Genomic DNA, 13,067 nt, shown 5'->3' on the forward strand with positions numbered 1-13,067 from the left:
CTCCTTACGGTCGCCGCGCGGTCCTTACGGCCGCTGTTGGCGGTGTTCGGCCAGGGCCGGGGCCGTGCGGGTGGCCAGGAACTCGGTGATGGTGTACTCGCCGACCCCCGCGACGATGAAGGGGTCGCTCGCCACCATCTCCTCGATCCTCGCCCGGTCGTCGCCGAGCGTCAGGATGACCCCGCCGTCGCGGGGGTTCTTGGGGCCGGAGGCGAGGAAGGTTCCCTTCGCGAAGTGGTCGTCCACCCAGACGAGGTGTTCGGGGAGGGCGGCCTCGACGCGGTCGGCCGAGGCGGTGTATGTGATCTCCAGTACGAACATGACCCGCAGGCTAGTAACGTGAGTCACACGATGACCAGCGCCGTCGATCCACGATATGAGCTGCCCCGCGACTGGCCCACGACCGAGGCCGAGGCGATCGCCGTCCAGGAGCGGACGCGGGCGTCCGTGGTCGTCGGCGGGGAACTGCCCGAGCCGGGCACCGGCACCGGCACCGGCGTGGTCGTCGGGGTGGACGTGGCGTACGACGACGAGCGCGACCTGGTCGCGGCCGCCGCCGTGGCCCTGGACGCCGGTGGCCTCGCCGTCGTGGCGGAGGCGACCGCGGTCGGCCGGGTCACCTTCCCGTACGTCCCGGGGCTGCTGGCGTTCCGTGAGATCCCGGCCGTCCTCGACGCGCTCGGCGACCTCGACCGGCGGCTCGGCCGCCGCCCCGACCTGGTGGTGTGCGACGGCTACGGACTCGCCCACCCCCGCCGGTTCGGGCTGGCCAGCCATCTCGGGGTGCTCACCGGGCTGCCCACCATCGGCGTCGCCAAGAACCCCTTCGGCTTCCGCCACGCCGACCCGGGGCCGCGCCGCGGCGACTGGTCGCCCCTGCTCGACGGGGACGAGGAGGTCGGCCGGGCACTGCGCACCCGCGACGGTGTGAAGCCGCTCTTCGTCTCCGTCGGCCATCGGGTGACCATCGCCGACGCCTGCGCGTACACCTTGCATCTGGCCCGCGACTTCCGGCAGCCCGAAACGACACGGCGCGCGGACGCGTTGTGCCGCCGGGCCCTGAAAGCCGCCGGGGCCGAAGCCGCCGCGGAGATGTGAGGCGGCCCTCGGGGCCGAAGCAGCCCCGGGCGCGTGATGCAGCCCCCGGGGGCGTGATGCAGCGGCCGGGGCCTGAAGCAGCCCCGGGGGCGTGAAAGGAGCCGCCGGGCCTGAAGGGGCCTGGTCGGCCTCTCCGTCGGAGCGCCCCCAGAGCGTCGTCAGACCCGCCGCGTCTCGGCCAGGAAGCAGCCGAACTCGACGGCGCGCACATGCACCACCGCCACCTGCGGGTCCGCGTACAGCTCGGCCAGCCCCTCCTCGATCGTCGGTTCGCCGTTGTTCAGCAGTCGGCCGCGGAGGATGTTGCCCTCGGCGGAGTACGCCCGCAGCACCCGCAGCTCGCCCGGGATGCCTTCCGCGATCCCGGGGCCGGTCCAGCCGTCGCACTCCTCGGGGTGGATGAAGACCGGGCCGACCTCGTCGTACGGGCCGGGCGTGGCACCCGTCTCCTGGGCCCAGCGGCGCAGCGGGGCGTAGGAGACGAGCACGATGGTCTCGTGCGGCCGGCTCCGGCCCAGGCAGCAGCGCATCGGGTTGCCACCCTCCTCGTCCTCGACCACCACGCGCGGCGGGTTTCCCGCGTCGTCCGCGATCCGCAGTCGCTTCAGCACCTCGGGCGCGATGGCCCGCATCTCGTAGTTCTCGCTCATGCGTTCCAGACTGGCCGGTGGGCTCCTGGAGTGCTGGCGGGATTCGGACGAGGAGCTGAGGCGGGAAGGTACTTGACAGCGCGATGGCACTCCGTCAGATTCGGCCCCGAACATAGGACGTCCCACGTCCTAATTGCCCTGCTATCCAGAAGGCTGGGTGTTGATGAGTCTTCCGGCTCCCCTTACCGGTGTCGTTCCGCCCCTGTGCACCCCGCTCACGCCCGCGGGCGAGGTCGACACCTCTTCCCTCGCCGCGCTCGCCGAGCGGCTGATCGACGCGGGGGTGAGCGCGCTGTTCGCGCTCGGCTCCAGCGGAGAGGCCGCCTACCTGAACGACCGAAGCCGCCGTACGGCACTTAAGGCGGTCATCGAGGCCGCAGGCGGCCGGGTGCCCGTCCTCGCGGGGGCGATCGACATGACGACCGCGCGGGTCCTCGATCACGCCCGTACGGCGGCGGAGCTGGGCGCGGACGCGGTCGTGGCCACCGCGCCCTTCTACACCCGCACCCATCCCCTGGAGATCGCCGACCACTTCCGGCGGCTGCGCGACGGCGTGGACGTGCCGCTGTTCGCGTACGACATCCCGGTCTCCGTCCACTCCAAGCTGACGCCCTCGATCCTGCTTCCGCTGGCCGCCGACGCCACCCTGGCGGGGGTCAAGGACAGCAGCGGGGACGACGGGGCGCTGCGGCGGATGCTCGTCGAGGTCCGCCGTCGCGGCCTGGGCGACTCCTTCACCGTGCTCACCGGCTCCGAACTGTCGGTGGACGGCGCCCTGCTGGCGGGGGCCCATGGCGTCGTCCCGGGGCTGGCCAACGTCGATCCGGCCGGGTTCGTCCGGCTGTACGAGCACGCGCGCGCGGGGCGCTGGGAGCAGGCCGCCGCCGAACAGGACCGGCTGGCCGCGCTCTTCGCCATCACCGACGCCGGGGACCCGGCGCTGATGGGCGGCAGTTCGGCGGGGCTGGGCGGCTTCAAGGCCGCGCTGCGGCTGCTGGGCGTAATCGACTGCGCGGACACCGCCGTGCCCCAGGTGCCGCTGCGCGAGGCGGCCGTGAAGACCGTGCGTCAACTTCTGGAGGAGGGAGGGCTGTTGCCGTGACCGAAGCCACCACGGTGCCCTGGTACCGAGAGGTCTCGCGGGGCCAGTGGAAGTCCATGTTCGCCGCCTGGATCGGCTATCTGCTCGACGGTTTCGACTTCGTGCTGATCACGCTCGTCCTGACCGAGATAGCCGACGAATTCGACCTGAGCACGGCGTCGGCGGCGAGCCTGGTCTCGGGCGCCTTCATCACCCGCTGGCTCGGCGGGGCGGTGCTGGGCGCCCTGGGCGACCGCTACGGCCGTAAGGCCGCCATGATCGTCAGCATTCTGCTCTACTCGCTCGGCACCTTCGCCTGCGGGTTCGCCTGGAACTACATCAGCATGTTCACGGCCCGCCTAGTGATTGGCATGGGCATGGCTGGTGAGTACAGCGCCAGCGCCACCTATGTCCTGGAGAGCTGGCCCGCGCGGCTGCGCAACCGCGCCTCCGGCTTCCTCATCTCGGGCTACTCGGGCGGCACCATCATCGCCTCCGAGCTCTACAAGTGGGTGGTGCCCCACTGGGGCTGGCGCTGGATGTTCTGGATCGGCGTGCTGCCGGTGCTGGTCGCGCTGTGGGTGCGGCGCGCGCTTCCCGAGGCCGGGGACTGGCACGAGGAGGTGGCGACGGCGAAGGCGCGGCCGAACCCCTTCCGGCCGCTGTTCGCCGGAGGCTCCCGAGCAAGCGTCAACACGGCGCTGGCCGTGGCCGCGAGCGTCGCGCTGTTCCTGGTCTTCACCCCGATGGGCGCGGGCTGGCGCTGGCCGCTGTCGCTCCTGGCGGCGGGGTGTCTGGTCGCTTTCGCGGCCCAGCTCGGCGGACGGCGCCGCTGGCCGCTGTATGTGGCCCTGACCTGCACCGTCTTCTGCGCGTTCCTCTACAGCTGGCCGATCCAGGCGCTGCTGCCCACCTATCTGAAGGAGCAGCTCGGGTACACCCCGTCCGAGGTCACCGATGTGATGTTCTACGCCGGGTTCGGGACGATGGCCGGCTGCTGGCTGGCGGGGTTCGCGGGCGACTGGCTCGGCACCCGGCGTGCCTACGTCTACACCCTGCTCGCCTCGCTGGCCTTCGTCTTCCCGGTGTTCGCGGTGCAGGACACCCTGGTCGGGCTCGGAGTGCTGCTGTTCTTCCTGCTCGCGCTGAGCCAGGGGATCTCCGGCATCCTGCCGAAGTACATCGCGGGTCACTTCCCGACCCGGACCCGGGCGGCCTCGCTCGGCTTCGTCTACAACACCGGGGCGCTCGGCGGGGCGGTGGCGCCGGTGCTCGGCGCCCATCTGGCCGAGGGCATGTCCCTCGGGCGGGCGCTGGCGGTGCTCACCTTCGGGCTGACGCTGGTGGTGATCGTGCTGGTCGGCTCCGATCTGCCACGCCGACTGGGCCGGCTGACCGATCCGGCGGGCGACGAGGACCACCTGGTGCCCGAACAGCCGCTGTCGATGGCGGGGCCGGGTATGGAGAAGACCTGACCCGGAAGGCCGGTCGGCGCCACACCCGGCCCGCCGTGCTGCCGCAGGGGCCAAACCCGCTTGCCGGGCAAGGGGCTTGGTTGTCCACAGGCCCATGGGAGGGCTTGTGGAATGCGGGACGCGTTCTTAGCATCGGCGGTGTTACAGCGGTGGTGTCACACGATTGGGGGACGGCATGACGGTGGCGGCGGAGGACGGGGCGACGGCGGCCGGTCCGCTGGCCGGGGTGCGGGTGGTGGAGCTCGCGGGGATCGGGCCGGGTCCGTTCGCCGCCATGGTCCTCGCAGACCTCGGCGCCGATGTCGTCCGCGTCGACCGCCCCGGAGGCGCCGGCGGCCTGCGGATCGACCCGGACTACGACCTCACCAACCGCAACAAGCGCTCGGTGCTCCTCGACCTGAAGGCCGAGGGGAGCGTGGCCGCCGTGCTCGACCTCGTGGAGCGCGCCGACATCCTCATCGAGGGCTACCGCCCGGGGGTCACCGAGAAGCTGGGCCTCGGCCCGGAGGACTGCCTGGCCCGCAATCCCCGGCTGGTCTACGGCCGGATGACCGGCTGGGGGCAGGAGGGCCCGCTCGCCCGGACCGCCGGCCATGACATCGGCTATATCGCCGTCACCGGCGCCCTCAGCATGATCGGCGCCGCCGACGGCCCGCCCATCGCCCCCGCCAACCTCCTGGGGGACTACGCGGGAGGCTCGCTCTATCTCGTCATCGGCGTCCTGGCCGCCCTGCAGCACGCCCGCGCGGGCGGCCCCGGCCAGGTCGTGGACGCCGCGATCGTCGACGGCACCGCCCATCTGACCTCCGCCATCCACGGCATGATGGCCGCCGGGGGCTGGCGGGACCAGCGCGGCACCAATCTCCTCGACGGCGGCTGCCCCTTCTACGGCACCTATGAGACCGCCGATGGCGGCTATATGGCGGTCGGGCCCCTGGAGCGGAAGTTCTACGCGGAGTTCATCGAGCTGCTGGGGATCGCCGACCAGGCCCCGGCCCGCGATGACTTCGACAGCTGGGCCGCGCTGCGCACCGCCATCGCCGACCGCTTCAAGCAGCGCGACCGCGAGGAGTGGACCGCCGTCTTCAGCGCCTCGGACGCCTGCGTCGCCCCCGTGCTGTCGCTCCGGGAGGCCCCGGCCCATCCGCATCTCGCCGCCCGCTCCACCTTCGTCGACCACGGCGGGATCACCCAGCCCGCGCCCGCCCCGCGCTTCTCCGCCACCCCGGGCGCGGTGCGCCGCGCGCCCGTCCGGCCCGGGGCGGACACCGCCGAGGTGGCCCGCGACTGGGGAGTCACCTCGCTCGTCGAGGGAAACCCGTCATGAACGTCCTGAGCGCCATGAACCCCCGTCCGCTTCCCGCCGGTCCCCTGAGCCGTCTTCGCCCGACCCCTCCCCTGAAAGGCCGCTGAAGTGAGCACCGAAGCGTATGTGTACGACGCCATCCGCACCCCGCGCGGGCGCGGGAAGGCCGACGGTGCCCTGCACGGCACCAAGCCCGTCGACCTGGTGGTGGGCCTGATCCAGGAGATGCGGCGGCGGTTCCCCGAGCTGGACCCGGCGGCCATCGACGACGTGGTCCTCGGCGTCGTCAGCCCGCTCGGCGACCAGGGCTCCGACATCGCCAAGATCGCGGCCATCGCGGCCGGGCTCCCGGACACGGTCGCGGGCGTCCAGGAGAACCGCTTCTGTGCCTCGGGCCTGGAGGCCGTCAACCTGGCGGCGGCCAAGGTCCGTTCCGGCTGGGAGGACCTGGTGCTCGCGGGCGGCGTCGAGTCGATGTCGCGGGTGAAGATGGGCTCCGACGGCGGCGCCTGGTTCGCGGACCCGATGACCAACTACGAGACCGGTTTCGTACCGCAGGGCATCGGGGCCGACCTCATCGCCACCACCGGCGGCTACAGCCGCCATGACGTGGACAGCTTCGCCGCGCTCTCCCAGGAGCGGGCCGCGCGGGCCTGGAAGGAGGGGTACTTCGACCGCTCCGTGGTCCCGGTCCGCGACCGCAGCGGGCTGACCGTCCTCGACCGGGACGAGCACATCCGCCCCGGTACCACCGCCGAGACCCTGGCGGGCCTGAAGCCGTCGTTCGCCACCATCGGCGAGGCGGGCGGCTTCGACGCGGTGGCGCTGCAGAAGTACCACTGGATCGAGGCGATCGACCATGTCCACCACGCCGGCAACTCCTCGGGCATGGTGGACGGCGCCGCCCTGGTCGCCATCGGCAACCGCGAGGTCGGCGAGCGCTTCGGGCTGACCCCGCGCGCCCGGATCGTCTCCGCCGCCGTCTCCGGCGCCGACCCCACCATCATGCTCACCGGCCCGGCTCCCGCCACCCGTAAGGCGCTCACCAAGGCCGGGCTGACGATCGACGACATCGATCTGGTCGAGATCAACGAGGCGTTCGCGGCGGTGGTGCTGCGCTTCGTGGACGACATGGGGCTGAGCATGGACAAGGTCAACGTCAACGGCGGCGCGATCGCGATGGGCCATCCGCTGGGCGCGACCGGCGCGATGATCCTCGGCACGGTGATCGACGAGCTGGAGCGGCGCGACGGGCGGTTCGGGCTGGTGACGCTGTGCGTGGGAGGCGGAATGGGCATCGCGACGGTGGTCGAGCGGCTCTAGGGGGTGACCGACGGACTTTGACGCCTGCGGCGGGCTGTTCCCCTCCCCGCCCCTTCCCTCAACTGGGGCTCCGCCCCAGGCCCCAGGCCCCGGGGTTCAGGGGCGGGGAGGGGAAAGCGTCGATACGCGGCTCCGCCGCGTGGTCCGCCGGACGCCCCCGTAGCGCCGAGCGGCTCTCAGGACGCCGCCGTTCCCTCTCCTTCCCGCCCCCTCCCCGCGCCCTTCCCCTTCGCCCTGGAGACCTCAGATGAACCACCCCACCACCGCCTCGACCATCCGCTGGGAGCAGGACGACGAGGGCGTCGTCACCCTGGTGCTCGACGACCCCGACCAGTCCGCCAACACCATGAACGCCGCGTTCATCGACTCCCTCGACGCGATCGCCGACCGCGTCGAGGCCGAGCGGGACACCATCCGCGGCATCATCGTCACCTCCGCCAAGAAGACCTTCTTCGCCGGCGGCGACCTCAACGACCTCCTCCAGATCGGGCCCGACCAGGCCCAGGAGGTCTATGAGAAGAACCTCCGCATCAAGCGCGGGCTGCGCCGGATCGAGACCCTCGGCAAGCCCGTGGTCGCCGCGATCAACGGCGCGGCGCTCGGCGGCGGGCTGGAGATCGCGCTCTCCTGCCACCACCGCATCGCCCTCGACGCCCCCGGGTCCCGTATCGGCTTCCCCGAGGTCACCCTGGGCCTGCTCCCGGGCAGCGGGGGCGTCGCCCGTACCGTACGGCTGCTCGGCGTGACCGACGCGCTGCTCAAGTGGCTGCTCCAGGGGGCGCGGTACAGCGCCCGGCGCGCCCAGGAGGCGGGGCTGGTGCACGAGGTCGTGGCCACCCCTGAGGAGATGCTGGCCCAGGCTCGGGCCTTCATCGACGCCCACCCCGAGTCGGCACAGCCCTGGGACGACAAGGATTACCGGATCCCGGGCGGTACCCCGGCGCAGCCGAAGTTCGCCGTCAATCTGCCCGCCTTCCCCGCCAATCTGCGCAAGCAGCTCAACGGCGCGCCCTACCCGGCGCAGCGCAATATCCTGGCCGCCGCCGTCGAGGGGTCCCAGGTGGACTTCGAGACCGCGCAGACCATCGAGGCCCGGTACTTCACCGAGCTGGTTGTCGGTCAGACCGCCAAGAACATGATCCAGGCGTTCTTCTTCGATCTGCAGGCGGTCAACTCCGGGGCCAACCGGCCCCAGGGGATCGAGCCCGGTCAGGTCCGTAAGGTCGCTGTGCTGGGCGCCGGGATGATGGGCGCGGGCATCGCGTACGCGTGCGCCAAGGCGGGCATCGAGGTCGTCCTCAAGGACGTGTCCGTGGAGGCCGCGGCCAAGGGCAAGGCGTACGCCGAGGGACTGTTGGCCAAGGCGCTCACCAAGGGCCGGACCACCGAGGCCAAGCGGGACGAGCTGCTGGCCCGGATCACCCCGACCGGTGATCTCAGCGACCTCGAGGGGTGTGACGCGGTCATCGAGGCCGTGTTCGAGGACCCGGCGCTCAAGCACAAGGTGTTCCAGGAGATCGAGGCCGTCGTCGCCCCGGACGCCCTGCTGTGCTCCAACACCTCCACCCTCCCCATCACCCTGCTCGCCGAGGGGGTGCAGCGCGCCGACGACTTCATCGGACTGCACTTCTTCTCGCCCGTCGACAAGATGCCGCTGGTCGAGATCATCAAGGGCGAGCGCACCGGCGACAAGGCGCTGGCCCGCGCCTTCGATCTGGTGCGGCAGATCAACAAGACCCCGATCGTGGTCAATGACTCCCGCGGCTTCTTCACCTCCCGCGTCATCGGCCACTTCCTCAACGAGGGCGTGGCGATGGTGGGGGAGGGCGTCGACCCGGCCTCCGTGGAACAGGCCGCGGCGCAGGCCGGATATCCGGCCAAGGTGCTCTCCCTGATGGACGAGCTGACCCTGACCCTGCCGCGCAAGATCCGCGAGGAGACGCGCCGGGCGACCGAGGAGGCGGGCGGCCAGTGGCGGCCGCATCCGGCCGACGCGGTGATCGACCGCATGGTGGAGGAGTTCGGGCGCCCCGGCCGCAGCGGCGGCGCGGGCTTCTACGACTACGACGAGACGACCGGCAAGCGGACCCGGCTGTGGCCGGGACTGCGGGAGCATTTCGGGCGGGGCGGGTCCGGTGGCTCCGGCGGTTCCGGCGGTTCCGGTGGTTCCGGCGGTTCCGGTGGTTCCGGTGGCGAGGGCAATCGCATCCCCCTCGAGGACATGATCGAGCGGATGCTCTTCTGCGAGGCCATCGACACGGTGCGGCTGCTGGAGGAGGGCGTGCTGACCTCCGTCGCCGACGCCAACATCGGCTCCATCCTCGGCATCGGCTTCCCCGGCTGGACGGGCGGGGTGCTGCAGTACATCAACGGATACGAGGGCGGCGTGGCCGGTTTCGTGGCCCGTGCCCGGGAGCTGGAGGCGGCGTACGGGGAGCGGTTCGCCCCGACCGCGCTGCTGGTGGAGAAGGCCGAGCGCGGGGAGCGCTTCACGGACTAGGGGGTCGTACGGCGGGCCACGCGGCGGAGCCGCATGTCGACGCTTTCCCCTCCCCGCCCCTTCCCGCAACCGGGGCCCGGCCCCGGCCCCCGCCGGGGGCTCCGCCCCTGACCCCGCTCCTCAAGCGCCGGAGGGGCTGGATTGCGTTGCCCGGGGCTCCGGCCCCCGGCCCCCGCCGGGGGCTCGGCCCCTGGGCTCCGCTCTTCAAGCGCTGGAGGGGCTGGATTGTGTTGCGAGGGGCTCTGACCTCTGGCCCCCGGCGGGGCTGGGCCGCTGGGCTCCGCTCCTCAATCGCCGGAGGGGCTGGATTGCGTTGCCCGGGGCTCCGGCCCCCGGCCCCCGCCGGGGGCTCGGCCCCTGGGTCCGGCTCCTCAAGCGCCGGAGGGGCTGGATTGCGTTGCCAGGGGCGGAGTCCTGCCACGCGGCGCAGCCGCATAGCGATGCTGCGGGGCGGGGAGGGGAGCCGCCTTCCGTAGGCGTCACGATCCGCCTGGACATCCGCCAGGGGCCCTGCGGCTTCGGCTTCCTCCGTCAGCGTGTGCCCAGACGGCGTTCGAGCCGCTCGCCCACCCCCGGGCACCGTTCCCGGGTGATGTCCAGGAAGGCCGCCAGCACGGGGGAGCGGTCCTGGGCGCGGAACGACATCACCAGCTCCGGCAGTTCCACCCGAGGGCTCACCTCGCACACCCGGACGTCCGGCCGCGCCGCCACCCGCAGACACGCCGGGCCGAGCCCCACCCCGACCCCGCACGAGGCCAGCCCGATGATGGTGTGCGCATCCCACGCCTCGGTGAGCCCACCGGCCCGCGCGGGCGCCTCGGTGCCCTCGCCCAGCAGCGCGGTCAGCCAGGCCGCGACCACCGGTTCCTCGTCCGCGGGCGCCACGATCAGATGCTGCCCCCTGAGCTGCTCGACGCTCACCTTGGACTGCCCGGCGAACGGATGGGCGGCGCCGACGACCGCCACCAGATGGTCCCGGCCGACCGTGACCGACACCAGATCCTCGGCACCCGCGCCCCGGGGCGCACCGCGCCCTATGGCGATGTCCAGCTCGCCCGCGAGCAGCGCCGCCGTGGACCGGCGCGTCGACATCTCCTGCAGCCCCAGCCGTACTTCGGGGCGGTCCCGGATGAACTGGCCCAGCACGGATGGCAGCAGCTCCAGCAGCGCCGAGCCGATGAAGCCGAGCCGCAGCCGCCCCGTCTCGCCCCGGGCGGCCCGGCCCGCGTCCGATACGGCGGCCGACATCTCGGCCAGCGCCCGGCGCGCCCTGGCCAGGAACGCCTCGCCCGCGGCGGTCGGGAACACTCCACGCGCCGTACGGTCGAAGAGGCGCGCGCCCAGCTCCCGCTCCAGCGCCGCGATCTGCTGGGACAGCGGGGGCTGGGCGATCCCGAGGGCGGCGGCCGCCCGTCCGAAGTGCTGATGCTCGGCCACCGCCAGGGCGTACCGCAGATGTCGTGACTCCATCGGACCGAGGATATCCGAGCCGATATCCAGGAGATATCGGCGGCTGGGTTGTCAGATATGGCGGTGGATAATGCCGGGCCGTGGCGGTGGACTGTTCTCCATGAGTGCCATGAGCCCCAGAACGCCCTTGAGCGATGCCCACCCCTTGAGCGATATCCACCCTGCCCCCGCCCCCTCCGGCACCGTGTTCGTGCTGGTCCACGGCGCCTGGCACGCCTCCTGGCAGTGGGCGCCCACCCAGCGCGCCCTGGCCCGGCTCGGCGCGGCGAGCCTCGCCGTCGATCTGCCGGGGCACGGCTTCGAGGCGCCGCTGCCCTCGGGCCACCACCTCCCCGGCCAGCCGGGTTTCGCGACCGAGAAGTCGGCGCTGGCCGGGCTGACCCTGGAGGAGTGTGCCGGGGCCGTCGTCGCCGCGCTGCGATCGGTGCGCCGGTATCCGAAGGTCGCCCTGGTCTCGCACAGCGCCGGTGGCGCCTCGGCGTCCCTGGCCGCCGAGCGGGCCCCCGAGCTCGTCGACGAGCTGATCCATCTGTCGTCCTTCGTCCCTGCCGGGCGCCCCCGGTTCGCCGACTATCTGGCGGCTCCCGAGCAGACCGCGACCGTACGGGGGCAGGGGCTGATGCTGGGCGACCCGGAGGCGATCGGCGCGTTCCGGATCAATCCGTTCTCCGTCGATCCGGCGTACGTGGAGGAGCTGCGGCTGACCTACTACCACGACGTCCCGGCGGGGTCCTTCGCCCGCTGGTACCACGCCCTGAGCCCCGATCTGCCCTTCGCGGTGCCGACCACCCCGATCGCCCTGACCCGGGAGCGGTGGGGCCGGATTCCGCGCACCTTCATCCGGTGCGCCGAGGACTGGGCGTGCACCCCCGCGATGCAGGATCTGATGATCGCGGAGGCTGACGCGGCCATGCCGGACCAGCCCTTCAGCGTGCGGTCGCTGCCGGGCAGCCATTCGCCGTTCGCCGCCCGCCCCGACGAGCTCGCCGCGGCGCTCACCGGCGGCGAATGACCACCGCCCGTGCCCCGGGGCGGCCGGTCGCCGCGCCGTCCCGGGCCCGCTCAGCCCGCTTCACAGTCGCCCGCAGTCGGCGACCGAAGCCCGCGTCCGCAGTCCGCAGCTCGCTGCCCGCGCCCGCTGCCCAAAGCCCGCTGCCCGCGACCGAAGCCCGCTGCCCGCGACCGCAGCCTGCGCCCGCAGTCGGCGGCTCAGTCCGCTTCGCAGTCCGCGTCCTGCCCGTACCAGGCCCGCAGTTCGTGCTTCATCGACCGCTGGAACGCGATCACCAGCGCCTCCACCACCAGCGGCTGCATATCGGCCGACAGCGACTTCTTCGCCCGCACCCGCTCCGGTCCGCTCCCGGACTCGTGATCGCGCTCGGGCCCCCACACCTCGTCCCGGAACAGCCGGCCGAGCTCGCGCGCCGCGGAGCGGGTGTGTTCCAGGACGACCGTATGGGCCGTGCGTATCGTCTCTATCTCGATCGGCACGTCCAGCAGCCGCAGCCCCAGATGGAGCACCTTGGGGTCGATCCGGAAGCGATCCGGGTCGTCGGTGCGCTCCAAGGCGTCCAGTGCGGCCAGCCGGTCGATGTCCTCGTCCGTGAGCTCCCGCCCGGCCCGCCGGTCCAGCTGCTCGCGGGTCGTCTCCTCGGGGGTGTCCGGGCCCCAGGAGGCGACCAGGGCCCGGTGGAGCGCCAGATCGTCCTCGCTCAGATCCGGTGGCAATTGGCTCAGATAGCGCTCGATGGCGGACAGGGTCATGCCGTGGCGCTGCAACTGTTCGATCAGCGCGAGCCGGGAGAGGTGCTCGGGGCCGTAGTGGCCGACCCGGCGCGGGCCGATCACCGGCGGCGGAAGCAGCCCGCGGGTGCTGTAGAAGCGCACGGTGCGCACGGTCACCCCGGCGCGGGCCGCCAGTTCATCGACGGTGAGGGTGGGTTCCTCGGTGCCGGGGGTGGTCATCGGCCGTGCCTCGCTCTCCGCGTCGTCCTGCTCCGCCGGGCCGCTGCCCGATCGGGTTCATCAGTATTGCTGTCGCAGCACCGCTGTGAAACCTTCCGCCGCCACTGGCTCAACACCGGGATCAGCACGACCTGTTGACGATCTCTTTACCGATGAATAGCGTGCCTCGCTGTTCAGCTGTGTTGGTTTTCTTCCGAAT

General features: G+C 72.3%; 11 protein-coding genes. 7 read left to right on the forward strand and 4 right to left on the reverse strand.

Annotated elements, in window-relative coordinates; all coding sequences use genetic code 11:
• Positions 1-24: 24 nt before the first annotated feature.
• Positions 25-321, reverse strand: a complete 297-nt coding sequence (locus J5X86_RS39805; RefSeq protein ID WP_208521520.1) for a YciI family protein — start codon at positions 319-321, stop codon at positions 25-27.
• Between the two features lie 30 nt (positions 322-351).
• Here J5X86_RS39805 and J5X86_RS39810 point away from each other — a divergent pair, with 30 nt between their 5' ends.
• Positions 352-1,098 carry an endonuclease V gene (locus J5X86_RS39810; protein ID WP_208521559.1) on the forward strand — a complete coding sequence of 249 codons (747 nt, stop codon included), beginning with the start codon at positions 352-354 and terminating at the stop codon, positions 1,096-1,098.
• Positions 1,099-1,256: 158 nt separating this feature from the next.
• On the opposite strand, the gene J5X86_RS39815 is transcribed toward J5X86_RS39810, so the two are convergent.
• Entirely contained in the window at positions 1,257-1,748 is a 492-nt protein-coding gene (locus tag J5X86_RS39815; RefSeq protein WP_208521521.1) for a DUF1203 domain-containing protein, read from the reverse strand.
• Positions 1,749-1,911: 163 nt separating this feature from the next.
• On the opposite strand from J5X86_RS39815, the gene J5X86_RS39820 reads away from it, so the two are divergent.
• The 5 genes from J5X86_RS39820 to J5X86_RS39840 all read left to right on the forward strand — a co-directional run bounded on the left by J5X86_RS39820 (position 1,912) and on the right by J5X86_RS39840 (position 9,433).
• Positions 1,912-2,850: a dihydrodipicolinate synthase family protein gene (locus J5X86_RS39820; protein WP_208521522.1), complete on the forward strand. Its 939-nt coding sequence runs from the start codon at positions 1,912-1,914 to the stop codon at positions 2,848-2,850.
• A complete protein-coding gene (locus tag J5X86_RS39825; RefSeq protein WP_208521523.1) occupies positions 2,847-4,304 on the forward strand; it encodes a sialate:H+ symport family MFS transporter in 1,458 nt (485 codons plus the stop codon). The genes J5X86_RS39820 and J5X86_RS39825 overlap by 4 nt, the downstream gene beginning before the upstream one ends.
• A 175-nt stretch (positions 4,305-4,479) precedes the next feature.
• A complete protein-coding gene (locus tag J5X86_RS39830) occupies positions 4,480-5,631 on the forward strand; it encodes a CaiB/BaiF CoA-transferase family protein (RefSeq protein ID WP_208521524.1) in 1,152 nt (383 codons plus the stop codon).
• An 87-nt stretch (positions 5,632-5,718) separates the two neighbouring features.
• A complete protein-coding gene (locus J5X86_RS39835; protein WP_208521525.1) occupies positions 5,719-6,933 on the forward strand; it encodes an acetyl-CoA C-acetyltransferase in 1,215 nt (404 codons plus the stop codon).
• Between the two features lie 247 nt (positions 6,934-7,180).
• The gene (locus J5X86_RS39840) at positions 7,181-9,433 is read left to right on the forward strand and encodes a 3-hydroxyacyl-CoA dehydrogenase NAD-binding domain-containing protein (RefSeq protein WP_208521526.1); all 2,253 of its coding nucleotides are present in this window, start codon (positions 7,181-7,183) and stop codon (positions 9,431-9,433) included.
• A 531-nt stretch (positions 9,434-9,964) separates the two neighbouring features.
• On the opposite strand, the gene J5X86_RS39845 is transcribed toward J5X86_RS39840, so the two are convergent.
• Positions 9,965-10,903 carry a LysR family transcriptional regulator gene (locus J5X86_RS39845; RefSeq protein ID WP_208521527.1) on the reverse strand — a complete coding sequence of 313 codons (939 nt, stop codon included), beginning with the start codon at positions 10,901-10,903 and terminating at the stop codon, positions 9,965-9,967.
• 109 nt (positions 10,904-11,012) lie between these two features.
• Here J5X86_RS39845 and J5X86_RS39850 point away from each other — a divergent pair, with 109 nt between their 5' ends.
• A complete protein-coding gene (locus J5X86_RS39850; protein ID WP_208521528.1) occupies positions 11,013-11,915 on the forward strand; it encodes an alpha/beta hydrolase in 903 nt (300 codons plus the stop codon).
• Positions 11,916-12,112: 197 nt separating this feature from the next.
• On the opposite strand, the gene J5X86_RS39855 is transcribed toward J5X86_RS39850, so the two are convergent.
• Positions 12,113-12,868: a MerR family transcriptional regulator gene (locus tag J5X86_RS39855; RefSeq protein ID WP_208521529.1), complete on the reverse strand. Its 756-nt coding sequence runs from the start codon at positions 12,866-12,868 to the stop codon at positions 12,113-12,115.
• Between the last annotated feature and the right edge of the window lie 199 nt (positions 12,869-13,067).

The organism is Streptomyces sp. NEAU-YJ-81, assembly GCF_017592595.1.
GTDB lineage: Bacteria > Actinomycetota > Actinomycetes > Streptomycetales > Streptomycetaceae > Streptomyces > Streptomyces hygroscopicus_B.